This window comes from Pseudomonas sp. NPDC089395 (genome assembly GCF_044749525.1).
In the GTDB taxonomy this organism is placed as follows: Bacteria; Pseudomonadota; Gammaproteobacteria; order Pseudomonadales; family Pseudomonadaceae; genus Aquipseudomonas.
The window spans coordinates 735,160-759,932 of sequence record NZ_JBIVID010000001.1 but is presented as its reverse complement, the minus strand read 5'-3'; the positions used below and the strand labels follow the sequence as shown (position 1 = coordinate 759,932).

Annotated in this window: 25 protein-coding genes and 1 tRNA gene; 13 read left to right on the top strand and 13 right to left on the bottom strand. The window is 61.6% G+C overall.

The genetic code is table 11. The features are described 5' to 3' along the window. Positions 1-32: 32 nt before the first annotated feature. Genes flgE through flgB form a run of 4 tightly spaced genes read right to left on the bottom strand, consistent with a single transcriptional unit; the run spans position 33 to position 2,998 of the window. Entirely contained in the window at positions 33-1,388 is a 1,356-nt protein-coding gene (gene flgE / locus ACIPZG_RS03550; protein ID WP_400710240.1) for a flagellar hook protein FlgE, read from the bottom strand. Between the two features lie 30 nt (positions 1,389-1,418). Beyond that, a complete protein-coding gene (gene flgD / locus ACIPZG_RS03545) occupies positions 1,419-2,126 on the bottom strand; it encodes a flagellar hook assembly protein FlgD (RefSeq protein ID WP_400710237.1) in 708 nt (235 codons plus the stop codon). A 15-nt stretch (positions 2,127-2,141) separates the two neighbouring features. Beyond that, positions 2,142-2,585: a flagellar basal body rod protein FlgC gene (gene flgC / locus ACIPZG_RS03540; RefSeq protein ID WP_008098709.1), complete on the bottom strand. Its 444-nt coding sequence runs from the start codon at positions 2,583-2,585 to the stop codon at positions 2,142-2,144. Positions 2,586-2,587: 2 nt separating this feature from the next. Then, complete coding sequence (gene flgB, locus ACIPZG_RS03535; protein ID WP_400710234.1) at positions 2,588-2,998, bottom strand: flagellar basal body rod protein FlgB; 411 nt, start codon at positions 2,996-2,998, stop codon at positions 2,588-2,590. Positions 2,999-3,465: 467 nt separating this feature from the next. Between flgB and ACIPZG_RS03530 the strand changes: the two genes are divergently transcribed. After that, positions 3,466-4,806, top strand: coding sequence for a DUF6861 domain-containing protein (locus ACIPZG_RS03530; protein ID WP_400710231.1), 1,341 nt, complete (start codon positions 3,466-3,468; stop codon positions 4,804-4,806). 19 nt (positions 4,807-4,825) lie between these two features. Continuing rightward, entirely contained in the window at positions 4,826-5,437 is a 612-nt protein-coding gene (locus tag ACIPZG_RS03525; RefSeq protein ID WP_400710228.1) for a GAD-like domain-containing protein, read from the top strand. Positions 5,438-5,513: 76 nt separating this feature from the next. Here ACIPZG_RS03525 and cheR read toward each other — a convergent pair whose 3' ends face one another. Further along, the gene (cheR, locus tag ACIPZG_RS03520) at positions 5,514-6,341 is read right to left on the bottom strand and encodes a protein-glutamate O-methyltransferase CheR (protein ID WP_400710225.1); all 828 of its coding nucleotides are present in this window, start codon (positions 6,339-6,341) and stop codon (positions 5,514-5,516) included. 51 nt (positions 6,342-6,392) lie between these two features. Continuing rightward, complete coding sequence (locus ACIPZG_RS03515; RefSeq protein WP_400710222.1) at positions 6,393-7,322, bottom strand: chemotaxis protein CheV; 930 nt, start codon at positions 7,320-7,322, stop codon at positions 6,393-6,395. Positions 7,323-7,401: 79 nt separating this feature from the next. Here ACIPZG_RS03515 and flgA point away from each other — a divergent pair, with 79 nt between their 5' ends. The 4 genes from flgA (at position 7,402) to ACIPZG_RS03495 (ending at position 9,956) form a co-directional block, all read left to right on the top strand. Continuing rightward, on the top strand, positions 7,402-8,154 hold the full coding sequence (gene flgA / locus ACIPZG_RS03510; RefSeq protein ID WP_400710219.1) for a flagellar basal body P-ring formation chaperone FlgA: 753 nt from the start codon (positions 7,402-7,404) through the stop codon (positions 8,152-8,154). Positions 8,155-8,304: 150 nt separating this feature from the next. Continuing rightward, positions 8,305-8,613, top strand: coding sequence for a flagellar biosynthesis anti-sigma factor FlgM (gene flgM, locus ACIPZG_RS03505; protein ID WP_008098699.1), 309 nt, complete (start codon positions 8,305-8,307; stop codon positions 8,611-8,613). A 49-nt stretch (positions 8,614-8,662) separates the two neighbouring features. Next, a complete protein-coding gene (locus ACIPZG_RS03500; protein ID WP_400710216.1) occupies positions 8,663-9,130 on the top strand; it encodes a flagella synthesis protein FlgN in 468 nt (155 codons plus the stop codon). An 82-nt stretch (positions 9,131-9,212) separates the two neighbouring features. After that, positions 9,213-9,956 carry a flagellar brake protein gene (locus ACIPZG_RS03495; protein WP_400710213.1) on the top strand — a complete coding sequence of 248 codons (744 nt, stop codon included), beginning with the start codon at positions 9,213-9,215 and terminating at the stop codon, positions 9,954-9,956. 107 nt (positions 9,957-10,063) lie between these two features. Here the strand turns inward: ACIPZG_RS03495 and ACIPZG_RS03490 are convergent, their stop codons facing one another. The 3 genes from ACIPZG_RS03490 to bkdR form a co-directional block, all read right to left on the bottom strand. Further along, positions 10,064-11,401, bottom strand: a complete 1,338-nt coding sequence (locus ACIPZG_RS03490; protein ID WP_400710210.1) for an MFS transporter — start codon at positions 11,399-11,401, stop codon at positions 10,064-10,066. A 127-nt stretch (positions 11,402-11,528) separates the two neighbouring features. Next, positions 11,529-12,770, bottom strand: coding sequence for a glutamine synthetase family protein (locus tag ACIPZG_RS03485; protein WP_400710873.1), 1,242 nt, complete (start codon positions 12,768-12,770; stop codon positions 11,529-11,531). A gap of 253 nt (positions 12,771-13,023) precedes the next feature. Continuing rightward, positions 13,024-13,509 (bottom strand): Bkd operon transcriptional regulator BkdR, encoded by a 486-nt coding sequence (gene bkdR, locus ACIPZG_RS03480; protein WP_012315571.1) that lies wholly within the window; start codon positions 13,507-13,509, stop codon positions 13,024-13,026. Positions 13,510-13,706: 197 nt separating this feature from the next. On the opposite strand from bkdR, the gene ACIPZG_RS03475 reads away from it, so the two are divergent. Genes ACIPZG_RS03475 through lpdA form a run of 4 tightly spaced genes read left to right on the top strand, consistent with a single transcriptional unit; the run spans position 13,707 to position 18,653 of the window. Then, the gene (locus ACIPZG_RS03475; RefSeq protein ID WP_400710207.1) at positions 13,707-14,939 is read left to right on the top strand and encodes a 3-methyl-2-oxobutanoate dehydrogenase (2-methylpropanoyl-transferring) subunit alpha; all 1,233 of its coding nucleotides are present in this window, start codon (positions 13,707-13,709) and stop codon (positions 14,937-14,939) included. A 1-nt stretch (position 14,940) separates the two neighbouring features. After that, entirely contained in the window at positions 14,941-15,999 is a 1,059-nt protein-coding gene (locus ACIPZG_RS03470; protein WP_008098685.1) for an alpha-ketoacid dehydrogenase subunit beta, read from the top strand. Then, positions 16,000-17,271: a dihydrolipoamide acetyltransferase family protein gene (locus tag ACIPZG_RS03465; protein ID WP_400710204.1), complete on the top strand. Its 1,272-nt coding sequence runs from the start codon at positions 16,000-16,002 to the stop codon at positions 17,269-17,271. It begins immediately after the preceding gene. Positions 17,272-17,273: 2 nt separating this feature from the next. Beyond that, on the top strand, positions 17,274-18,653 hold the full coding sequence (gene lpdA, locus ACIPZG_RS03460; protein WP_400710201.1) for a dihydrolipoyl dehydrogenase: 1,380 nt from the start codon (positions 17,274-17,276) through the stop codon (positions 18,651-18,653). 144 nt (positions 18,654-18,797) lie between these two features. Here the strand turns inward: lpdA and ACIPZG_RS03455 are convergent, their stop codons facing one another. After that, positions 18,798-19,796: a diguanylate cyclase domain-containing protein gene (locus ACIPZG_RS03455; RefSeq protein WP_400710198.1), complete on the bottom strand. Its 999-nt coding sequence runs from the start codon at positions 19,794-19,796 to the stop codon at positions 18,798-18,800. Positions 19,797-20,082: 286 nt separating this feature from the next. Here ACIPZG_RS03455 and ACIPZG_RS03450 point away from each other — a divergent pair, with 286 nt between their 5' ends. Beyond that, the gene (locus ACIPZG_RS03450; protein ID WP_400710195.1) at positions 20,083-21,054 is read left to right on the top strand and encodes an endonuclease; all 972 of its coding nucleotides are present in this window, start codon (positions 20,083-20,085) and stop codon (positions 21,052-21,054) included. Between the two features lie 221 nt (positions 21,055-21,275). Here ACIPZG_RS03450 and ACIPZG_RS03445 read toward each other — a convergent pair. Then, positions 21,276-21,352: transfer RNA gene (locus ACIPZG_RS03445), tRNA-Arg, on the bottom strand. Between the two features lie 109 nt (positions 21,353-21,461). Next, positions 21,462-22,049 carry a phosphonate metabolism protein/1,5-bisphosphokinase (PRPP-forming) PhnN gene (gene phnN / locus ACIPZG_RS03440; RefSeq protein WP_400710192.1) on the bottom strand — a complete coding sequence of 196 codons (588 nt, stop codon included), beginning with the start codon at positions 22,047-22,049 and terminating at the stop codon, positions 21,462-21,464. A gap of 344 nt (positions 22,050-22,393) precedes the next feature. Between phnN and ACIPZG_RS03435 the strand changes: the two genes are divergently transcribed. Together ACIPZG_RS03435 and ACIPZG_RS03430 are read left to right on the top strand one after the other, a co-directional pair. Beyond that, positions 22,394-22,720, top strand: a complete 327-nt coding sequence (locus tag ACIPZG_RS03435) for an Arc family DNA-binding protein (RefSeq protein WP_003254499.1) — start codon at positions 22,394-22,396, stop codon at positions 22,718-22,720. A 177-nt stretch (positions 22,721-22,897) separates the two neighbouring features. Beyond that, positions 22,898-23,134 (top strand): hypothetical protein, encoded by a 237-nt coding sequence (locus ACIPZG_RS03430; protein WP_400641747.1) that lies wholly within the window; start codon positions 22,898-22,900, stop codon positions 23,132-23,134. 158 nt (positions 23,135-23,292) lie between these two features. Here the strand turns inward: ACIPZG_RS03430 and mgtE are convergent, their stop codons facing one another. After that, positions 23,293-24,735, bottom strand: a complete 1,443-nt coding sequence (gene mgtE / locus ACIPZG_RS03425; RefSeq protein WP_008098671.1) for a magnesium transporter — start codon at positions 24,733-24,735, stop codon at positions 23,293-23,295. Between the last annotated feature and the right edge of the window lie 38 nt (positions 24,736-24,773).

The window sequence follows — 24,773 nt, the reverse complement described above, 5'->3', positions numbered from 1 at the left end:
GGGTTCGCCCACACGCCATCAGCCAGCGACCATCAAGCCATCTGGATGATGGTCTGCATGACGGTACTTTCGGTGGAGATGGTCTTGGCGTTCGCCTGGTAGTTGCTCTGCGCCTTGATCAGCTCGACCAGCTCCTGGGTCAGGTTGACGTTGGAGCCTTCCAGCGCATTGGACTCGACGCCACCCAAGGTGCCGGTCTTCGGCGCATCGATGCCCGGAATGCCCGAGGTGTAGGTCTCGGTCCAGCGCGTACCGCCAATCTGCTGCAAGCCCTGCTCGTTGGCAAAGCTGGCCAGGGCCACCTGGCCGATGGCGCGCGACTGCTGGTTGCTGAAGCTGGCGAACATCACGCCGGTCGAGTCGATGCTCAGGTTCGACAGGATGCCGGTGGCATAACCATCCTGGGACTGTGACATGCGCGCGGTCTCGGTGTTGTAGGAGGTGGTGCTGCTCATCGACAGCTTCATGCCCTCGGCGTTGCCAGCAGCACCGTTGCCCGCCCAGTTACCCGAAGAATCTTCCACCGCAGGCACCCAGCCAGTCATGGTGAACGTGCTGTCTTTCACCGTGAACGACGCACCCGGCGGCAGGCCGGTGTTATTAGCCGTCATGCTGGCAACCGAGCCATCGCTGTTGAAGCTGATGGTACCGCTGAGCGGGGTGGTCGATGACGGGTCGAACGGGTTGCGCCCATCGATCAGGGTGTACGAGGTCCACTCGTTGGTACCGGTCTTGCGGTAGTACTGCTCCATGGTGTGCTCGTTGCCCTGACTGTCGTACACCTTGGTCGGGAACGATTTGGTATAGGTGGATTCGTCAGACGGGTCGAATGCCTTGTTCGGCACCATGTTGCCGGTGCCATCGTCGACCAGCAACGGGATGTCGGCGGCCGAGGAGTTCAGGTTGATGCCCTGGTCGATCAGGGTGGTGGCCTTGGGCTGCAGCGCGGAGGTGTCGATCTTCAGGTCGGTCAGCACGCCTTTCTGGATCTTGCCGCTGGAATCGGCGGCATAGCCTTGCAGGCGCAGGCCGTCCGAGGTGACGACGAAATTGTCCTTGTCGGCCTGGAAGGCACCGGCACGGGTATAGACACGCGAACCGTTGTCCGACAGGACGAAGAAGCCTTGCCCCTGGATGCCCATGTCCAGCACGTTGCCGGTGGTGTTCACATCACCCTGGGTGAACTGCTGGGAAATAGCGGCCAGGCGCACCCCGGCGCCCACCTGGTTCTTGCCTACGCCAAGGCGGTTGGCGCCGGCGTAGACGTCGGCGAACTCGGCGCGCGACGACTTGAAACCGGTGGTGTTGACGTTGGCAATGTTGTTGCCGGTAACGTCCAGTTGTTTTTCTGCTGCGTACAGACCGCTAAGGCCGACGTTGAAAGACATGAATTCGCTCCTGTGCCGCGCTAGCGGGCCTTAGATACCGATGGTTTGTACGTCGGAGAGGGAAACCTTGCCGACACCTGCGAGGTTGAGCACCATTTCGCCGGTGGCGTTGAAGCTGACGCTGGTCACCTTGGCCGGCAGCAGGGTGTTCATCTGTACCGCCTGGCCATCGACGGTGGTGCTGGCGGTGAAGGTATAAGTGCCTGGGTCGACTTTCTCGCCGCTGGCATTGGTGCCGTCCCAGATGAAGTCGGCATAACCGGCTTTCTGTTCGCCCATTTCGATGGTCTTGACGGTGTTGCCGTCCTTGTCCTTGATGGTGATCTTCGCTTCGCTGATCGCCTGCGGCACGATGAACTGGCCGTTGAAGCTTTCAGCGGTATCGACCACTGCCTTGTCGTTCTGCACGATCACCGAACGGCCCACCAGCGACGAGGCTTGCAGGGCCTGGGACGACGCCATCGCATTGGTGATGCTGGTGACCGAGTCGTTCAGGTTGGTGATGCCTTCAAGGCTGCTGAACTGCGCCAACTGGGCGACGAACTCGCTGTTGTCCTGGGGATCGAGCGGGTTCTGGTTCTGCATCTGGGTAACCAGCAACTGCAGGAACGCGTCCTTGCCGAGCGTGTCGGAACCGGTCTTGGAAACGGTATCGGTGGTCTTCTTGGTGGGCGTACCGACACCCGATGCCGTGAGGACTTCGTTGAGGTTTACACCGCTAGTGCTATCGACTGCCATGGTCTGGATTCCTTATCACTGACCCAGGGTCAGGACTTTCTGCATCATGTTCTTGGCGGTGTTCATCAGCTCGGCGTTGGTCTGGAACGCGCGGCTGGCGGAGATCATGTCGGCCATCTCCTCGACCACGTTGACGTTCGGGTAGTAGACGTAGCCGTCCTTGTTCGCCGCCGGGTGGTTCGGCTCGTAGCGCGCTTCGAGGTTGCTCTGGTCTTCGACGATGCCTTTGACCTGCACGCCCTGCCCGGCCTCGCCCTGGTCTTCGAACAGCGACTGGCTGCTGCCAGCCTGGGCGTCCTGGAAGGTGGTGGCGAACACCGGGTGACGGGCGCGATAGGTCTGGTCGATGCTCGACGACACGGTCTCGGCGTTGGCAATGTTGGAGGCCACGGTATTGAGGCGGGTGTTCTGCGCACTCATGCCGCTACCGGCGATGTTGAAGACACTGGCAAGGGACATGGTCATTCTCCGCGCAGGGCCGAAACCAGCCCTTTGAATTTACTGTTGAGCAAGGTGAAGCTGGCCTGGAAACCGATGGCGTTTTCGGTGTAGTTCGATTGCTCGATGTGCGCGTCCACGGTGTTCTGGTCGATCGACGGCTGCGTCGGGGTGCGGTACTGCAGGGTCTCGTCGTTCATCGCCAGGCCTTCGGCCTCGATGTGGCGGCTGTTGGTACGCTCCATGGCGAAGCGGCCACCGCTTTGCTGCTTCTGGCTTTCGGCGGCGAGCACCGAGGAGAAGTCCATGTCACGCGCCTTGTAGTTGGGCGTGTCGGCGTTGGCGATGTTGTTGGCCAGTACCTCGGCACGCTGGGCGCGAAAGCCCAGGGCTTTTTCGTGGATACCAAGTGCCTTGTCGAAACTGATGCTCATGTCGGGGAAACCTTCGAAGGTTGACCGGAATGTCGTTGGCGAAGGTATAGCAAGGGCTGTGCCAAGGTTTTGAAAGCCCGTGAATGCGGGGCCGTGGGGGCGGTGTGAGCGAGGGTCATGCCAGAAAAGCGGCAAAGTGCTTCCGCCTGGCCATGGGAAAGCGGCAAATGGCGGGTGGCAAAAGCGGCAAAACAAAAAATTGACGGCAGTTGTGGTGCATGCCGCGAGGTTGATGGTGGGGCGAATACCGAGCGCCGCGCGGGCGGCGCTCGATCTCAAGGCCGCCGCAACACTGCCGCCATGCGCCACAGGCCCAATCACTTGCCATGACAATGCCCCATTCACAATCGACGACTTTCAGCCTGAATAGGCGAAATTTGGGAAATTTCCTACATGCTTTAGGGAAATTTCTTTGATTCATATGTGGTGAGATTTCCCCCCTGTACGCGATGTCAGGGAGACACCCCATGAATCTGGATTACCTCGTACCCTCGTGGCTCGAGATTGAATCACGCGTCACCGATCAGATGGGCTATCAGGGAGGCGCCCATTTTCGTAACCACCTCAACGAACCGGTCGCCTCACTGGCCCTCAACCTGCGCCGCCTGAAAAGCGTGCGCAAAGCCTTCTGCCACGCCGAATGGCAAGCGGCGCACCTGCTCCGGCAACGCTTCGCCGAGCTCGACATCAACAGCATCGTCGATGAGCTGATCGACGTTGTGAAGCAGATGGCGATGATCGTCGCCGGCAGCACCATCTCCGGTGGCTTGCTGGGCGCGGGCATCGGCGCCTTTGGCGGTGGCGCTGGCGCCCTCCCCCTTGGCGCTGCAGGGGCGGCGATGGGGCTCAAAGTCAGCGGCTGGATACTGAGTGTACTGGGACTTGCCTCCATTGCCGAGTTCTTCATCGAAGGCCTGCCCCGCATCGGCGAGTACTACATCGATGGCATAAGCATCGCCTGGGAGGGTACGCGGGACGAGGGCCTTAACCCATTTGGGCGGGACGATCCGCATGCGGTTTCCAGAGCTGCCCACCATATCGCCTTGGGTCATGTGGAAGTCGTGGTGCTGCTGTTGGGGGCGATCGTCTCGTACCTCACCCGCGGGCGCGGCGATGCCCGGGTGCTGGCGCAGGAGATGGCGGCCAGCAGCAAGGGGGCGCGGCTCGGGCAGTGGATGCTCAAGCATGAGGCGGGCTTGAAGAAACGACCGGACTTGCAGGTGCCGGAGCGACGCAAGGAGGCGGTGCATGATCAGCAGCCCGTTCAGCCGAATCGGCCCGCAGATAAGGACAAGGAGCCTTCTACCGGCAAGCCCGGTAGCATGCCGCTGCATACGGTAGCGTGCTTCAAGGCGGACAAACTGCCGAACTCCAAGCATGGTGAGTTTGAACGGCAGCTAAAAGGGCAGCAAGATGGCCTGAACCGGCTGACAGTTAAAGAGTTTTTGGAGAATGTCGCCAATCCGGTAAAGCGCGATCCGAGTGTTGCGCGCAAGGCCCGCAGGGAACTGCAAAAGGATCTGGAGGAGAGAATTCAGGAAGAGCTTTCGAGCGTAATGAGCCCTGCCAAGGCAAAGAAAGAGGCTATAAAACAAGCAAAAGAGACAATGGCAACCATCGCAGCGCTGCACAATCCGGACCTGCGCGCCGGCGGCAGGGATGTCATATCGGACTTTGGCGATAGGCAAGTCAACTCCACTATCGGCCCTCAGTGGAAGAGCAAAATTGATGCAATGAAGAACGCCGCCGAGCGGGTGGCCTCGGACAATGACTCAGCCTTTATGAACGTCAAACTACACAAATGTTGATTTAAGGTAGGAATTCTTGATGGACGAAGCATTCTCCATATTCATCGAATCAATGGGACAGCCCGTATATCGACAGGAAGTCCCCACATCAAGCCTTGACCGCTACAAGGGTAGAGTGCCAGGTCAGCTCCTTGAATATTGGGCAGAGCATGGCTGGTGCGGGTATGCAGATGGATTATTTTGGACTGTTAACCCCCAAGAGTATGAAGGAGTTGTAGCTGCATGGATCGAGGGCACCCAGCTTGCCGCCCGAGACACATACCATTTGATTGCCCGAAGCGCTTTTGGTGACCTTTATTTTTTTGGAGAACAAACAGGATTCTCGTTAAAAATTATTGGCCAGCTATCTTGCTATGTAGGAAAGGAAAGGAAAATCGCCAACATGGACAGGCATGTACAGAACTTCTTTACGATGCGAGATCGGGAAACCGATGATTTTGAGGATCTGTTTGAGCCTATCAAGAATAGCTTAGGCGTATTGAAGCACGATGAGATGTATGCCTTTGTCCCCGCCTTGCCGTTTGGGGGAACCGCTACGCTTGACCATGTCGAAAAGGTAAAAGCTATAGAGCACCTTGTTTTTCTATCCCAGATAGCACCTCTTGAGCCTTATAGCTTTTCGGATTTTTAGTTTAGGCATGCTTTAGAACGACCAGGGATTTACTGCGGGGGCTGCATAGCAGCCCCCGGTCATTTAAAAAATTTCTCTACTTGGCCTGGTAGATGATCCCCGGGCTGCACTGCACCATCTGATAATGGTCCGGCAACCCGTTGAGCGCCTCGGACGCCCCGAGGAACAGATACCCCCCCGGTTTCAGCGTGCTGTGAATCCGCAACAGAATGTCCTTCTTCACCTGCGCCGAGAAGTAGATCAGCACATTGCGGCAGAACACGATGTCGAACTTGCCCAGGGCCGCGTAGCTGTCGAGCAGGTTGAACGAGCGGAACTCGACCCGACTGCGAATCGCCGGCTTCACCGCCCAGCGCCCCGGCCCCTTGGTGTCGAAGTAGCGCTGCAAGCGCTCCTGGGACAAGCCGCGGGCAATCGCCAGGCTGTCGTACTCACCGGTCTTGCAGTTGTTCAACATCGAACCGGAGAGGTCGGTAGCGACGATCTGCGCGCCCATCTTCAACTGGCCCAGGTTGCTGCGCTCGAACTCATCGATGGCCATCGAAATGGAATACGGCTCCTGGCCCGACGAGCAGGCCGCCGACCACATGCGCAGGCGCTGGCCGGGATTGTTCCTGATGAACTCGGGGATGACCTTGTTCTTCAGCACTTCGAACGGGTAGCTGTCGCGAAACCACAGGGTCTCGTTGGTGGTCATGGCGTCGACCACCTGCTCGCGCAAGCCGCCACGCGGCTGGGTCTGGATGCGCTGCACCAGTTCGCCCAGGCTCTTGATACCCTGTTGTTCCATCAGCTTGTTGAGACGGCTGGAAACCAAGTACTGCTTATTCTCCCCCAGCAGGATGCCACAGGCTTTCTCCAGGAAGACCCGGAACTGTTCGAACTCCAAATTACCCGTAGACACTACTGCCGCCTCTTTTCAATCTCTGGTGCCGGGAGCGCGCCCCCGGCTGCTTCAATGCGCCGCCTTGATCCGGTCGACCACGCGTTGGGCCAGGTCGTCCGGCTTGAACTTGGCCAGGAAGTCATCGGCACCGACCTTCTTGACCATCGCCTGGTTGAATACCCCGGACAGGGAAGTATGCAGGCAGATGTGCAATTTTTGCATGCGCGGATCGTTGCGGATCTCCGCGGTCAGCGTATAGCCGTCCATTTCTGGCATTTCAATGTCCGAGATCATCATCAGGAACTCTTCTTCCGGCCGCTTGCCCTCGTCCGCCAGCTTGCGCAGGTAGTTCAGTGCCTGGCGACCGTCGTTGAGCGCCACCACTTCCACGCCCACCGTCTGCAGGCAGCGACTCACCTGCTTGCGTGCCACCGACGAATCGTCGACGGTCAGCACCCGCAACAGCACGGCCTTGTCCTGAACCTCGGCATCCACCACACCCGCAGACACCTGCTCGGAAGACGGCGCCACCTCGGCCAGCACCTTCTCCACGTCGATGATCTCGACCATGCGGTTGTCCACGCGAGTGACCGCCGTCAGGTAGTGGTCGCGGCCGGTGCCCTTGGGTGGCGGATGGATCTCTTCCCAGTTCATGTTGACGATGCGCTCGACTGAATGCACCAGAAAGCCCTGGGTCTTGGTGTTGTACTCGGTGATGATCACGAAACTGTTGCGCGTTTCTTCCTGCAGCCCTGGCAGGCCGGTGGCCATCGACAGGTCAAGGATCGGAATGGTCGCCCCGCGAATGTTGGCCACGCCGCGCACCACCGGGTGCGATTTGGGCAGCACGGTCAGGGCCGGACACTGCAGCACTTCGCGAACCTTGAACACGTTGATGCCGTAGAGCTGCTGGCCATTGAGGCGGAACAACAGCAATTCCAGGCGATTCTGCCCAACCAGCTGCGTGCGCTGGTTGACTGAATCCATTACCCCCGCCATGCCTGACTCCTTCTGTTTTCTGCCTGTTGGTTAGCGACTCGATCAGCGAGTCGGCACGGGCTTTGCTTTTTTGAGCGCCATGTACATGAAAACGACAATTTTCCGACGACTGACGCCGCTACTGAGCGGTGCGCTGGCCGCATTGTGCCTGCTGGCACCCGGCGTTCGCACGCTGGCGGACGCGGTTACCTTGCCTGAACAGCTTATCGGCGTCACCCAAGGGTTTCTTGAATTCGCCGTCGAGGACTACCTGGCCACCACCCAGACGGCCGGACGCTACGAAATCCAGGTCAGCCCGCTCGACCCACGCCTGCGCATGCCGCTGTGCAGCCAGCAGTTGGACGCCTCGCTGGAAAGCCCGTCGCAACCGGTGGGCCGCGTGACCGTGCGGGTGCGTTGCGATGGCGCCGCCCCCTGGACACTGTTCGTACCGGCGACGGTGCGGCTGTTTCGCGATGTGGTCGTGGTTACCCGCCCGCTCAAGCGTGACAACGTGATCGGCGAAGGCGACGTGGCCCTGCGCGAACGCGATGTGGGCACCTTGACCCAGGGCTTTCTCAACGACCTCGACCAGGCGGTGGGCATGAAGATGGTGCGCTCCACGGTGATCGACCAGGTGCTCACCCCTCAGCACCTGGAGCAGGCCGAGGTGGTGCGCAAGGGCGATCATGTGGTCATCACCGCCCACAGCGGCAGCCTCAGCGTGCGCATGCCGGGCGAGGCGCTGGCCAAGGGTGGCCAGGGCGAGCAGATTCGGGTGCGCAATCTCAATTCGAAACGGGTGGTCAAGGCACGCGTCACCGGCCCCGGCCAGGTCGAGGTGGCCATGTAAATGGGCTGGCGGTGCGCGGGCGGTTTTCCTAAACTGTGTCGGAAACGGGTACACGGGCTTGCCGACAGGCGGCTGTGCATTTGTGCCTAAAGTTTTATTCGGGTTGGCCGAAAACAAGGCAAGCGTCCAAATACCCAGAGGTTTCTGATCATGGTCATCGACTTCAGTCGTTTGAATAACTCTCCGTCGGTCACCGGCGGCGTTCGCGGCAATGCCGCGCCGGGCACTGCCGACAAGGCGGGCGAGCCGGTCGAAGCACCGAAAAGCGCCAGCGGAGAAGCGGTACACCTCAGTCAAGAGGCCCAGCAGTTGCAGAAGATCAGCGACAAGCTGCGCGACCAGCCCGTTGTCGACAGTGCCCGCGTGGCGCAGTTGAAGCAGGCGATCGCCGATGGCAGCTACAAGGTCGATGCCGGCCGGGTCGCCAGCAAACTGCTCGATTTCGAAGCTCAGCGCTGACCGTTCGGCGCGCTGACTTCACGGACGCTATAAAAGCCAAGAGTTAGCCATGCACGACATCACTTTGCTGCAACTGATCGAAGACGACCTCGCCCCGACCCAGGAACTGCTCGACCTCCTGCAAAAAGAGGCCGTGGCCCTGCACAGTCGTGACCTGGCGCCGCTGGAAGGCATCCTCGCCCGCAAGCAGTCGCTGATCGTTCTGCTCGAGCAGCAAGGCCTGCGCCGCAACAATCTGCTCGCCAGCCTCGGCCTCAGCGCCGATCGCGCCGGGGTGCAAGCGGTGGCCGCGCAGTCGCCGAACGGCGACGTGATCATGCAACAGCTCAATGTGCTCACCCAGCTGATGGATGCCTGCCAGAAGGTCAACGAGACCAATGGCCGGATCATCCAGGTGCAACAGCACGTCACGGCCAACCAGGTCAGAATCCTCATGGGCGGCGATTCTCCGTCGCTCTACGACAACCGTGGCACCACCTCGCCACTGGCCAAGCCCCGGGCGCTAAGCCAAGTTTGATTATTCCTATTCAAGGCACAGAACATACTGGCAAAATGCCGTTACTTGCGTGTGTCGTTTTTTGCCTGGAGATTGATAACCCGTGTTCAATGAAACCGATGCTCCGCAGCCGCCCAAGGTGCTGAACACTCCTATGGAGATCGCCGCCAACCTGCGCCAACTGCAGGAGAGCCATGATCCCTTGATCATCACTTTCCACGAGCGCAGCCAGCGATTCCAGAGCTATGTGGTGCACGTGGACCGCGAGAGCAACACCCTGGCGCTGGACGAAATGATTCCGCGCGATGGTGAAAAATTCATCGAAAACGGTGAAGCGTTCCGTGTCGAAGGCTTCCACGATGGCGTGCGCATCGCCTGGGAATGCAACCACGAACTGAAGATCACCGAGGTCGACGGCCACCGCTCGTACCGGGGTGCCCTACCGGAAGAAGTGACCTACCACCAGCGCCGCAATGCCTTCCGCGCCGCGCTGAAGCTGTCACAACTGGTCGACATCATTCTCGACGGCAGCCACCTCAAGGGCAACGGCGCCCTGCGTGGCAAGCTGCTGGACATCTCCGCCACCGGCTGCAAACTGCGCTTCGAAGGCAATGTCGAAGAACGCCTGCAGCTGGGCCAGGTGTATGAACGCTTCAAGGCGGGTAACCCGCTGGGCCTGGTGGACTGCATGGTCGAGTTGCGCCACCTGCATTACGAAGAGCGCATCAACACCACCTTCGCTGGCGTGCGTTTTCACAACCTCAGCGGCCAGGCGCAACGCAAGATCGAGAGCTTCGTGTACCAGCTGCAGCGTGAAGCGCGGCGGTTCGATAAAGACGATTATTGATCGCCTGCTGGATGTAAAAAAAACGCCACCCATTGGGTGGCGTTCTTGTTTGTGTCTGTTACGGCCCTATCACCGGCAAGCCGGCGATAGGGCCGGTACAGGCAACCCTAGTTTCTATTCAGCTCGACCGACTCTGCAGCCTCTGCCGGCTCAGCCTTCTCTTCCACCTCGGTATCCTCGGCCGCCACCGGCGTCTGCATCACATCCTGCACGGTCTGCTCATCCACCCGAGGGTCAAGCGCCGCCGACAAAGGCGAACCCGCCGCCGGCATCGCCACGTGTCCCAACGGCGCGTCCTGCACCTGATGAAGCCCGGTAACCGCCTTCGGCCGAATGCGCCACACCAGCACCAGGGCGAAGAACGCGAAGAAGGCATAGAGCATCTGTGCGCCCAGCACCTTCATCAACACCCCTGCCGCCAGCGGCCCGATACAGGCGCCCACACCATAGGTCACCAGCAACATGGCGGTCAGCGAAACCCGTCGCTCGCTTTCCACATGGTCATTGGAAAACGCCACCGCCAGCGGATACAGGCAGAACTGCAGCAACGAAACCAGGAAGCCCATGCCGAACAGCAACTCCAGCGGCACGTTGGGCAGGAATGCCAGCGGTGCGGAGGCCAGCGCCAGCCCCACCGCCACACTGCGGATCAACACCGCCCGATCGTAGCGATCGGACAGCCAGCCCAGCGGCCACTGCACCACCAGGCCGGCGAAGATGCAGCAGCCCATGAACAGACCGATCTGCTCGGTGGTCAACCCTTGGCTGGTGGCATACAGCGGCGCCAGGCCGTAGAACGAACCGACGATCAACCCCGAACCCAGCACCGTACTGAGCGACTGCGGCACCCGCTTGATGAAGAACTTCGGCTCCATCGGTGCCGGGCGCAACGGTGCCGGGTGGATGCGCCGGGTCATCGCCACCGGCACCAGGCACAGGGCAAAGCACATGGCGACCAGCATCAGCAACTCAGGCCCCAGCTGCGGATGCACCACCAGGATCAACTGGCCGAGCACCAGCCCCAGGTAGGAGGCGATCATGTAGCCACTGAACACCGCGCCACGGTGCTTGGCATCGGCCTGCTCGTTCAGCCAGCTCTCGATGACCATGTACTGGCACATCATCCCCAGGCCGACGATCATCCGCAGCCCGACCCAGGCCGGTAGCCAGCTGGTCAGGCCATGGCCAAGCACCGCCGCGCCGACGATACCGGCGCAGGTGGCATAGGCGCGGATGTGCCCTACCCGCCCGATGAGCCGGTGGCCGACCTTGCCGCCTACGGCAAGACCGAAATAGTTGGCCGCCATCAACGCACCGACCCACAGGCTGTCGACATGGTCGGCCGCCAGGCGCAGTGCCAGATAGGTACTGAGCAGGCCCGAGCCGATCAGCATCATCAAGGCCGCGAAATACAGCGACTGAAAGGGCTTCCAGATGTTTCGCATACGTCCCCTTGGGCTCCCTGGTCAGGTGGCGTTGACCTGGCAAGCATAAAAGCAAATGCGCCGTGGCGCAGGCCCCCCATGGCGAAATACTTGGCCAGGGGCGCGTCCAGTAGCGCTCGTGTCGCGATCAGGCTTGTGCCGCCAGCACCCGACGCTCCCAAGGTGTGATCTCGTCGAAGAAGTCGGACAGTTCCATTGTCTTGCTGGCCACGTAACCTTCGATGAATTCGCTGCCGAACAGTTGCTGCGCCAGTGTGCTGCGTTTCAGGCGCTCCAGCGCAGCGTGCAGCGTGCAAGGCAGGCTTAGATCCTCCGGCACCTCGAACTCGCCCTGAATGGCCGGCGCCGGCTGCAGGCGCTGCTCGATACCGTGCAGGCCAGCTGCCAGGCTGGCGGCAATGGCCAGGTAGGGGTTGGCGTCGGCACCAGGCAGCCGGTTTTCCACGCGCCGCGCCACCGGGGCGCTGGCCGGAATGCGCAAGCCCGCGGCACGGTTGTCATGGGACCAGCAGGCATTGTTCGGCGAGGCATAGGGATGGCACAGGCGCTGGTACGAGTTGACGTTGGGGGCGAACAACGCGGTGAAATCGGCCAGGCAGGCCTGCAGGCCGCCAATGAAATGATGGAAGGTCTCGGTCGCTTGCCCGTGTTCGTCGTTGAACACATTTCGCCCGCTGGCCGTATCGACCAGGCTCTGGTGAATGTGCATGGAACTGCCGGGCGTGTGCGCCAGCGGCTTGGCCATGCACACCACGATCAGGCCATGCTTGAGCGCCACTTCCTTGAGCAGGTGCTTGAACAGGAAGGTCTGGTCGGCCAGCAGCAGCGGGTCGCCATGCAGCAGGTTGATCTCGAACTGGCTGACGCCCATCTCGTGCATGAAGGTATCGCGCGGCAGGCCCAGTGCGGCCATGCACTGGTAGACCTCCTGGAAGAACGGGCGCAGGCCATTGTTGGAGCTGACGCTGAAGGCCGAGTGACCAAGCTCGCGGCGGCCGTCCTTGCCGAGCGGCGGCTGGAACGGTTGTTGCGGGTCGCTGTTGGGCGCGAAGACGAAGAACTCAAGCTCCGTCGCCACCACCGGCGCCAGGCCAAGGGCCGCGTACCGGGCGATCACCGCCTTGAGCTGGCCGCGGGTGGACAACGCCGAAGGCCTGCCATCGAGTTCGACGGCATCGCAGATGGCCAGGGCCAAGCCCTCTTCGCTCCACGGCAACCGGTGGATTTGCGCGGGCTCTGCCACCAGCGCCAGGTCGCCATCATCGCTGCCGTAGAAGCGCGCCGGCGGGTAGCCGCCCATGATGCATTGCAGCAGAACGCCGCGGGCCATCTGCAGGCGCCGGCCTTCGAGGAAGCCTTCGGCGGTCATCACCTTGCCGCGGGGCACGCCGTTGAGGTCGGGGGTGATGCATTCGATCTGGTCGATGCCCTTGAGGTACTCGGCGAGGGGGCGTTGGGCGGCGCTGGTCATGACACTTGTCCTTGTTGTTATCAGCTGGCAACAACATAGGCTGGGGGTGTTTAAAATATCAAGCAGCCTGCACTGGCCCTATCGCCGGCAAGCCGGCTCCCACAGGGACCGGGGACACCACAGATCCAGTGCGGGAGCCGGCTGCCACCCGCTATTCCCGCAACGTCATCCCGTTCGAAGGCAACGGCAGCGCCGTCTTGTACCGCACCTGCTTCAAGGCAAAACTCGAACGAATATTGGCCACCCCCGGCAACCGCGTCAGGTAGTCGAGAAACCGCTCCAGCGCCTGAATGCTCGGCAGCAGCACCCGCAGCAAGTAGTCCGGGTCGCCCGTCATCAAGTAGCACTCCATCACTTCCGGCCGCTCGGCAATCTCTTCCTCGAAGCGGTGCAGCGCCTGCTCCACCTGCTTCTCCAGGCTGACATGGATGAACACATTGACATCCAGCCCCAGCACTTCTGGCGACAGCAAGGTCACCTGCTGGCGAATCACGCCCAACTCCTCCATGGCCTTGACCCGGTTGAAACAGGGCGTGGGCGACAGGTTCACCGAACGCGCCAGCTCCGCGTTGGTGATGCGAGCGTTGTCCTGCAGGCTGTTGAGAATGCCGATATCGGTACGATCCAGTTTGCGCATGAGACAAATTCACCGGTTTTTTGTGTTTATTCAGAATGTTTATCTGCAGTGCGCATCAAAGGCAATCAACTTGAGAGAAAAATTCTCCCGGGCTGTCACTACTATGTAACTGACGCTGACCTACCAGTCACAAGCCGGTACTCAGCGGCGACCGCTTCAGAGCTCACAAAAACAACACCCGAGCGAGCGTAAAAAGCATGAACGAGTACGCCCCCCTGCGTTTGCATGTGCCCGAGCCTACCGGCCGGCCAGGCTGCCAGACCGATTTCTCCTACCTGCGTCTGAACGATGCGGGTCAAGTCCGTAAACCCCCGATCGATGTCGACGCTGCCGACACCGCCGACCTGTCCAAGAGCCTGGTCCGCGTGCTCGACGAGCAAGGCAATGCCCTGGGCCCCTGGGCCGAAGACATCGACCCGCAAATCCTGCGCCAAGGCATGCGAGCCATGCTCAAGACGCGCATCTTCGACAGCCGCATGGTGGTCGCCCAGCGCCAGAAGAAAATGTCCTTCTACATGCAGAGCCTGGGCGAAGAAGCCATCGGCAGCGCCCAGGCGCTGGCGCTCAACCGCACCGACATGTGCTTCCCCACCTACCGCCAGCAGAGCATCCTGATGGCCCGCGACGTGTCGCTGGTGGAGATGATCTGCCAGTTGCTGTCCAACGAGCGCGACCCGCTCAAGGGCCGCCAGCTGCCGATCATGTATTCGGTGCGCGAGGCCGGCTTCTTCACCATCAGCGGCAACCTGGCGACCCAGTTCGTGCAGGCGGTCGGCTGGGCCATGGCCTCGGCGATCAAGGGCGATACCAAGATCGCCTCGGCCTGGATCGGCGATGGCGCCACTGCGGAATCCGACTTCCACACCGCCCTGACCTTCGCCCACGTGTACCGCGCGCCGGTGATCCTCAACGTGGTCAACAACCAGTGGGCGATCTCCACCTTCCAGGCCATCGCCGGCGGTGAGTCGACCACCTTCGCCGGGCGTGGCGTGGGCTGTGGCATCGCCTCGCTGCGCGTCGACGGCAACGACTTCGTCGCCGTGTACGCCGCCTCGCGCTGGGCCGCCGAACGCGCCCGCCGTGGCCTGGGGCCATGCCTGATCGAGTGGGTCACCTACCGCGCCGGCCCGCACTCGACCTCCGACGACCCGTCCAAGTACCGCCCAGCCGATGACTGGAGCCACTTCCCGCTGGGCGACCCGATCGCCCGCCTGAAGCAGCACCTGATCAACATCGGCCACTGGTCCGAGGAAGAACACCAGGCGGTCAGCGCCGAGTTCGAGGCCGCGGTCATTGCCGCGCAGAAGGAAGCCGAACAATACGGCACCCTGGCCAACGGCCACATCCCGAGCGCGGCCTCGATGTTCGAGGACGTGTACAAGGACATGCCCGACCACCTGCGCCGTCAGCGCCAGGAACTGGGGGTTTGAGATGAACGACCACAACAACAGCATCAAACCGGAAACCGCCATGGCCACCACCACCATGACCATGATCCAGGCCCTGCGCTCGGCCATGGATGTCATGCTTGAGCGCGACGACGACGTGGTGATCTACGGCCAGGACGTCGGCTACTTCGGCGGCGTGTTCCGCTGCACCGAAGGTCTGCAGAACAAGTACGGCAAGTCGCGCGTGTTCGACGCCCCGATCTCCGAGAGCGGCATCGTCGGCACCGCGGTGGGCATGGGCGCCTATGGCCTGCGGCCGGTGGTGGAAATCCAGTTCGCCGACTACTTCTACCCGGCCTCCGACCAGATCGTCTCGGAGATGGCCCGCCTGCGCTATCGCTCGGCTGGCGAGTTCATCGCCCCGCTGACCCTGCGCATGCCTTGTGGCGGCGGCATCTACGGCGGCCAGACCCACAGCCAGAGCCCGGAAGCGATGTTCACCCAGGTCTGCGGCCTGCGCACGGTGATGCCGTCCAACCCGTATGACGCCAAGGGCCTGCTGATCGCCTCGATCGAATGCGACGACCCGGTGATCTTCCTGGAGCCCAAGCGCCTGTACAACGGCCCGTTCGATGGCCACCACGACCGCCCGGTGACCCCGTGGTCCAAGCACCCGCAAAGCGCAGTGCCGGACGGCTACTACACCGTACCGCTGGACAAGGCGGCGATTACCCGCCCCGGCAACGATGTCACCGTGCTGACCTACGGCACCACGGTCTACGTGGCCCAGGTGGCTGCCGAGGAAACCGGTGTCGATGCCGAAGTGATCGACCTGCGCAGCCTCTGGCCGCTGGACCTGGAAACCATCGTCGAGTCGGTGAAGAAGACCGGCCGCTGCGTGGTGGTGCATGAAGCCACGCGCACCTGCGGCTTCGGTGCCGAACTGGTGTCGCTGGTGCAGGAGCATTGCTTCCATCACCTCGAAGCACCGATCGAGCGCGTCACCGGCTGGGACACCCCTTACCCGCATGCACAGGAATGGGCGTATTTCCCAGGCCCATCGCGGGTAGGCGCGGCATTGAAACGGGTCATGGAGGTCTGAATGGGCACGCACGTCATCAAGATGCCGGACATTGGCGAAGGCATCGCGCAAGTCGAGCTGGTGGAGTGGTTCGTCAAGGTCGGCGATGTGATCGCCGAAGACCAGGTGGTGGCCGATGTCATGACCGACAAGGCCACGGTGGAAATCCCTTCGCCGGTCAGCGGCAAGGTGCTGGCCCTGGGCGGCCAGCCAGGTGAAGTGATGGCGGTCGGCAGCGAGCTGATCCGCATCGAAGTGGAAGGCAGCGGCAACCATGTGGATGTGCCGCAGGCCAAGCCGGTGGAACCGCAGGCGGCCCCCATCACTGCCCAACCGGAACCGCGTGTCGAAGCGCAACCGGCGGCCAGCCAGCCAGCCGCGGCTTGCAGCGCAGCGCCCATCGTGCCGCGCCAGGCCAACGAAAAACCACTGGCCTCCCCCGCCGTGCGCAAGCGCGCCCTGGATGCCGGTATCGAGCTGCGCTACGTGCATGGCAGCGGCCCGGCCGGGCGCATCCAGCACGAAGACCTCGATGCCTTCATGAGCAAGCCGCAGAGCACTGCAGGTCAAGCGCCTGGCGGATACGCCAAACGCACGGACAGCGAGCAGGTGCAAGTGATCGGCCTGCGCCGCAAGATCGCCCAGCGCATGCAGGATGCCAAACGCCGCGTGGCGCACTTCAGCTATGTCGAGGAAATCGACGTCACCGCGCTGGAGGCCCTGCGCCAGCAGCTCAACAGCAAGCACGGCGACAACCGTGGCAAGCTCACCCTGCTGCCGTTCCTGGTCCGCGCACTGGTCGTGGCCTTGCGCGACTTCCCGCAGATCAACGCCACCTATGACGACGAAGCCCAGGTCATCACCCGCCACGGCGCGGTGCACGTGGGCATCGCCACCCAGGGTGACAACGGCCTGATGGTGCCGGTGCTGCGCCACGCCGAAGCCGGCAGCCTGTGGGGCAACGCCAGCGAGATTTCCCGCCTGGCGACGGCCGCGCGCAACAACAAGGCCAGCCGCGAAGAGCTGTCCGGTTCGACCATCACGCTCACCAGCCTGGGCGCCCTCGGTGGGATCGTCAGCACACCGGTGGTCAACACCCCGGAAGTGGCGATCGTCGGTGTAAACCGCATGGTCGAGCGGCCGATGGTGATCGATGGCCAGATCGTGATTCGCAAGATGATGAACCTGTCCAGCTCGTTCGACCACCGGGTGGTCGATGGCATGGATGCCGCGCTGTTCATCCAGGCCGTGCGTGGCCTGCTCGAACAACCCGCCTGCCTGTTCGTGGAGTGAGCATGGACCAGACTATCGAAACCACCCTGCTGATCATCGGTGGCGGCCCTGGCGGCTACGTGGCCGCCATCCGCGCCGGGCAGCTGGGCATTCCCACCGTGCTGGTCGAAGGCCAGGCCCTGGGCGGCACCTGCCTGAACATCGGCTGCATTCCGTCCAAGGCACTGATCCACGTGGCCGAACAGTTCCACCAGACCTCGCGCTACAGCGGCGAGTCCGACCTGGGCATCAGCGTCTCTTCGCCGCGCCTGGACATCGGCCGCAGCGTGGCCTGGAAGGACGGCATCGTCGACCGCCTGACCACGGGTGTGGCGGCCCTGTTGAAAAAACATGGGGTCAAGGTCATCCATGGTTGGGCGAAGATCCTCGACGGCAAGCAGGTCGAGGTCGACGGCCAGCGCATCCGCTGCGAGCACCTGTTGCTGGCCACTGGTTCGAACAGCGTGACGCTGCCGATGCTGCCGTTGGGCGGGCCGATCATCTCGTCCACCGAGGCCCTGGCACCCAAGGCCCTGCCCAAGCACCTGGTGGTGGTGGGCGGCGGTTATATCGGCCTGGAGCTGGGCATTGCCTACCGCAAGCTAGGTGCTCAAGTCAGCGTGGTGGAAGCGCGCGAGCGCATCCTGCCCACCTATGACAGCGAGCTTACCGCGCCGGTGGCCGACGCGTTGAAGAAGCTGGGCATCGCCCTGCACCTGGGGCACAGCGTCGAAGGTTATGCCGACGGTTGCCTGCTGGCCCGCGATGGCCAGGGTGCACAGTTGCGCCTGGAAGCCGACCAGGTGCTGGTGGCCGTGGGCCGCCGACCGCGTACCCAGGGCTTCAACCTGGAATGCCTGGATCTGAAAATGAACGGCGCCGCCATCGCCATCGACCCGCGCTGCCAGACCAGCATGCGCAACGTCTGGGCGATCGGCGACGTCGCCGGAGAGCCGATGCTGGCCCACCGGGCCATGGCACAAGGCGAGATGGTCGCTGAAATCATTGCCGGCAAGACCCGGCGCTTCGAGCCGAGCGCCATTGCGGCGGTGTGCTTTACCGACCCCGAGGTGGTGGTGGTTGGCCAGACACCGGAGCAGGCCAGCCAACAAGGCCTGGACTGCATCGTTGCGCAGTTCCCGTTCGCCGCCAATGGCCGGGCCATGAGCCTGGAGTCGAAAAGCGGCTTCGTGCGGGTGGTGGCACGGCGGGATAACCACTTGATCGTGGGCTGGCAGGCGGTGGGCGTGGCGGTTTCGGAACTGTCCACGGCCTTTGCCCAGTCACTGGAAATGGGCGCGCGGCTGGAAGATGTGGCCGGCACCATCCACGCCCATCCGACTTTGGGCGAGGCGGTACAGGAAGCGGCACTGCGCGCGTTGGGACACGCTTTGCATATCTGACACTGAAGCGGCTGTGGCCGATTTTGGCCCGCGTTGCCTGTCCGGCATCGCGGGTCTTTTTTTAGCCTTCGTTTGCCTGCTCCGGCCTCATCGCCGGCAAGCCGGCGATTGGGGCCGAACAGCCCCCACAAAGCGCCAGTCGACTCACTCGCTGATGGCGTCCTTGCCTGCCCCCTTGGCCCGGTACAACGCCTCGTCCGCGCGCACCAGCAGTTCATGCTGGGACTCCCCATCCTGTCGTATGACCACCCCATAGCTGAGGGACAGCGCGTATTCCTCCACAGGCTCGACCTGCGCCATCGCCCGTCGCAGCTGTGCCGCCACTTCGAGTGCCTCGGCCAGCGAGGTGTGCGGCAGGACCATGACGAACTCGTCCCCGCCCCAACGCGCCAGCAGGTCCTGCTCACGCAGGCAGCCACGCAGCGTTTCCACCACCTGGATCAACGCTGCATCCCCTCGGACATGACCATAGCGATCATTGATCGGCTTGAAGTCATCCACATCCATGGCAATCAGGGCCAAGGGCTGGCGAAAACGCTGGGCGCGCTCGCATGCTTGCTTCAGGGCCTGCTCCAGACGGTAGCGGTTAGCGACCCGAGTCAGCGCATCGCGCTCGGCCAGCGCGCGGTTTTCGTCGAGCTGGCACTGCAACTGCTGATTGACCCACGACAGCTCGCGGGTGTGTTCGGCCACCAGGGTTTCCAGCGACTGGTTCTTCAGTTGAAGCTCGGCCACCAGGCGTTTGCCGGCGTCGATATTGCGGTGGGCGCCGAGCATGCGGGCCACGGAGCCATCATCGTTACGGGCGATGATGTAGCCACGGTCCTCGACCCAAAGGTAGCTCCCGTCCTGGCACAGGCAGCGGTATTCGACGAGATAGCGCTCGGCGCGCTGGTCGATGTAGGCCTCGAAGTGCTCCATCACCCGGGGGTAGTCTTCCGGGTGGATGACGCCCTCCCAGGTCAGCACGGTGTTGGCCATGGAATGGCTGGCGTAGCCAAGCATGCTGTACCAGCCTGGATTGCGATAGACGTAGCCAGTATTGGCGTTCCAGTCCCAGATGCCGTCGCTGATCAGCTCGAACAGCATGTGCAGCTGTTCTTCGCTGAAGCTGGCAGGTATCGGCCTTGATTCCTCACTCATCGGACGCTCTCCCTAGTGTCCAGGATCTGCGCTACGTTCGGGTAGCGCGGGTATTCGTCGCAGGCGGCAGGGTTGCACCCCGGCCTGGCAAGCATATGCCTGGCAGCCCTTCACGCCAACTGCATCAGCGCGTCTTCCACTGCAGCCACGCGTGAATTGCGCAAGGGGCGCAACGATTGAGGCACTGCATACTGTAAGCGCATGACTTGAAGTTCGTGGGACGTTTCTTCATTCACCACCGCTAGGCCGTATAATCGCGCGCCCACCCCTTCGATGATGTTTTCTCATGAAGAAACTGCTGTACGTCGTAACCCTCGCCCTCGCCGCCATACCCAGCGCCTTCGCCACTCCCCCCGCGACTTTTACCGAAGCCAAAGTCATCGCCAAGCAGAAGGTCTACCTCGACCAGGCCAACAGTGCCATGGGCGACCTGTACTGTGGTTGCAAGTGGACCTGGGTCGGCAAGTCCGGTGGCCGCGTCGACCTCAAGTCCTGCGGCTACGAAACCCGCAAGCTGCAGACACGTGCCGAACGCACGGAATGGGAACACATCGTGCCGGCCTGGACGTTCGGCCACCAGCGCCAATGCTGGCAGAGCGGCGGGCGCGAACACTGTGTCGACACCGACCCTACCTTCCGCGCCATGGAAGCCGACCTGTTCAACCTGTACCCCTCCGTGGGCGAAGTGAACGGCGATCGCAGCAACTTCAACTATGGCATGGTCTCGGGTGTTGCCCCCCAATACGGCCAATGCACGACCAAGGTCGATTTCCAGCAGAAAGCCGCAGAGCCGCGTGACGAAGTGAAGGGGCTGGTGGCGCGCACCACGTTCTACATGTTCGACCGCTACCGACTGAGCATGTCTCGCCAGCAGCAACAGTTGCTCATGGCCTGGGACAAGCAGCACCCGGTGTCTGCCTGGGAAAAAGAGCGTGACCAGCGCATTGCCAGGATCATGGGGCACTCCAACCCGTTCGTCACGGGCGAACGTAACTGGACACTCGGCTACAAGCCTGCGGGCGCTGCTGACGTAGCCACCACCGCAAGCCCGAAATCGGCAGCCAAGCCAGTGCCTCAACCTACCCTGGCGAGCGCATCGACCGAGGGTGCGATCATCGGCAACCGCAACAGCCATGTGTATCACCTTGCCAGTGGCTGCCCCGGATACAGCCAGGTGTCGCAAAAGAACCAGGTAACCTTTGACAGCGAAGCGCAAGCGCTGTCTGCCGGGTATCGCAAGGCTGGGAACTGCAAGTAACCCAGCGGCCCGGCGGCCACCGCCCCACATGGGCGGTGGCTTTCGGTGGTTCAGCGAAATTCAGAAAGATCCAGACCCTGACCCGGCGCGCGCGCTCAAACCCACGTCGTGTATTCGAACCACACATACCAATCGACATGATGTGCGATCGGCCATAGGGCGACTCGTCGCGATGCTATGGCAGCTAGAGGCAACGATGAGCAGAAATGTACTTGAAAGAGTGGCGTCCCAGGGCAGGTTCGAACTGCCAACCTTCCCCTTAGGAGGGGGATGCTCTATCCAATTGAGCTACTGAGACACAAGAACCGGCAGCGAACGCTGCACGGTAGGACGGCGAGCATGTTAACCAGCGGGCTGCCGTTTGTCAGCCTTAATCGGGCCTTTTGCACGTAGGTTTTTTCTGCGCCTCAACCGATCAGCTTTTCCTCACGCAGAAGCTGGAGCAGCCCTTCCACCGCAGTAGCCAACGATCCCGAGTTGTCCAACAGGTGTACCGTCGAATCCTGGTCAAGCCGCATCCCGGCACTGCGCGCCAGGCGTTCGTCGATTTCCTGCAGCGTCTCCCGCCCTCTTGCGAGCAGGCGTTCGCGCAGTACCTCGGGCTTCACCACCAGGCACACGGCCAGCAAGTCAGGGTAACGCAGGCGCGCCTGGGGTAGATAAGCACGCGAACCATTGACCAGCACCGAATGCCCTTGCGCCAGCCACTGGTCCACCTGCGCCGGAATGCCGTATTCCAATCCATTGGCCCGCCAATGCATGGCAAATTCGCCGGCTGCACGCATCGCTTCGAAGCGCTCGGGGGTGACGCCATGGGCGGCTTCACCCTTGGCTTCGGCAGAACGGGTAATCACCCGACGGGCAATTTCCACCCCCGCTGCGGCCAGTGGCTCACGCGATTGTTCGATCAAGGAATCTTTTCCCGATCCGGAAGGTCCTATCAGAAATATCAGGCGGCCTGAGGCTTTGCCTTGGGCGCTTGCGTCATGTTGCATAGCCACTATGCTCTATGGAAGGAAACCCGCGCATTTTAGGGGTTTTCTCTACCCTTTGCTGTGTTTTACGGGTTTTTGACGGCAAGGGGCTGACGCAAGGCTGAGCCGGAATATGTAAAACTTTTCAAACCAGTACTCATTTCTGATAATTGGTACTGGCAAAAAGCCTGTATCCGGCCCACTATTTGTCACAGAATTGACGCCAAGGAAACGGCGACCATGGGCAAAAATGAGCACCAAATTTTCCTGTCGGTTGAACATTTTGTCGTCGCCACGGTCGTACCACCATCCCGTGCGGCCAATTTGCGAACCGCTTCCCCTGAACCAAAAACCGGTCAATTTATATGCGCCCAATGAAACAGGCTATTTATTCGAGCCGTACCGCTGACAAGTTCGTCGTCCGCCTGCCAGACGGGATGCGTGAGCGCATTGCCGAAGTAGCGCGCAACCATCACCGCAGCATGAACTCCGAGATCATCGCACGCCTGGAGCAGAGCCTTATCCAGGAAGGCGCGCTGGGTGACGAGCTGAGCATGCGCCTGGACAGCCCTGAGCTATCGCTGCACGAACGCGAGTTGCTGCAGCGCTTCCGACAGTTGTCACATCGACAGCAGAACGCACTGGTGGCCCTCATCGCTCACGATGTGGAGATGGCTGCCGACGCCTCCTGAGGCTAACTCACGGCCAGCACATCCAAGGCCCTGCCCTGCAGCAGGCCTTCGAAAGAAACGCCCGGTGCCCCGCATCGGGCGTTTCTTTTTCCAGCACCCGTAACCCTGCACCACATTGCCTTTTCTCTCGGCAGCAGAATGGACGACTCGTTCGCACAGTTGCTCAGGAGAAACAGCATGCAGAACCTACAGAAAGACGCTTCGACCCTCGCCAGGGAAAAGGAAATTCTCGATGCTCTACAGCATCTCGTTGGCACTGAATACAGCACTGGGGTAAAGGACACCGTTGCGGCCGTCAGCCACTTCGAAATCGACAATGTCATTGGTCCTGACGACGCTGCAGCAATGACTTATCAGTTGTATATCCACACCGATAAAGACCGCATGATTACTGGATTTGGCTTTACCCAGTGACTGCGGACGCAAAAAAGCCAGCGTAAGCTGGCTGTTTTGTCTGTTCCGACCCTATCGCCGGCAAGCCGGCTCCCACAGTGATTGCAGGGGCCTTGAAACCTGTGGGAGCTGGCTTGCCAGCGATAAGGGCTGCGCAGCAGCCCCTGGCTTTGCCTGGCTTACAGCAGGAACACCGTTGCCAATCCCAGGAAGATGAAGAAGCCGCCACTGTCGGTCACTGCCGTGATCATCACGCTGGAACCCATCGCCGGGTCGCGCCCTAGCCGCGTCAGGGTCATCGGGATCAACACGCCCATCAATGCTGCCAACAGCAGGTTCAAGGTCATCGCAGCCGTCATCACCAGGCCCAGCGACCAGCTGCCATACAACCAGAACGCCACCGCACCGATCACACCGCCCCAGATCAGGCCATTGAGCAGCGACACCGCCAGCTCCTTGCGCATCAGGCGGCTGGTATTGCCCGGCGAGACCTGGTCCAGCGCCATGGCGCGAACGATCATGGTGATGGTCTGGTTGCCGGAGTTGCCGCCAATTCCTGCAACGATCGGCATCAGCGCCGCCAGTGCCACCAATTTCTCGATCGAGCCCTCGAACAGGCCAATCACCCGCGATGCGACGAAGGCCGTGATCAGGTTGATGGCAAGCCAGGCCCAACGGTTGCGCAGCGAACGCCAGACCGAGGCGAAGATATCTTCCTCTTCGCGCAGACCGGCCATGTTGAGGACTTCGCTCTCGCTTTCCTCACGGATCAGGTCGACCATCTCGTCGATGGTCAGACGACCGATCAGGCGATCGCTCTTGTCCACCACCGGCGCCGAGACCAGGTCGTAACGCTCGAAGGCCTGGGCAGCGTCGTAGGCATCTTCCTCGGGGTGGAAGGACACAGGGTCAGTCGCCATGACCTCCGCTACCTTCTTCTCCGGGTCGTTGACCAGCAGACGCTTGATCGGCAACACACCCTTGAGAATGCCGTCATAGTCGACCACGAACAGTTTGTCGGTATGGTTGGGCAGCTCTTTCAGGCGGCGCAGGTAGCGCAACACCACTTCCAGGCTGACGTCTTCGCGGATGGTGACCATCTCGAAGTCCATCAGCGCACCCACCTGCTCCTCGTCGTAGCTCAACGCCGAGCGAACACGCTCACGCTGCTGGGCGTCGAGGCTCTCCATGAGCTCGTGAACCACATCGCGTGGCAGCTCAGGCGCCAGGTCGGCCAGTTCGTCGGCGTCCATTTCCTTCGCCGCAGCGAGGATTTCGTGATCGTCCATGTCGGCGATCAGCGATTGGCGAACGGCGTCGGATACTTCAAGGAGAATGTCGCCGTCACGATCCGAGCGCACCAGCTGCCAGACCGTCAAGCGGTCTTCCAGGGGCAAGGCTTCGAGGATGTAGGCGATGTCTGCAGGGTGCAGGTCGTCGAGCTTGCGTTGCAGCTCGACCAGATTCTGGCGGTGGACGAGGTTTTCCACCAGGTCATGGTGATGACCTTCCTGACGGTGGGTCAGGTCCTCTACCACGCGCTGGCGCTGCAGCAGTTCGACCACCTGGGCCAGGCGATCCTGCAGGCTCTCTTGCGCTTTCTTTACTTCTACTTCGGTCATAGGCGAACTCCACTCCCAGCAGCGGAGCACGCCGGGAG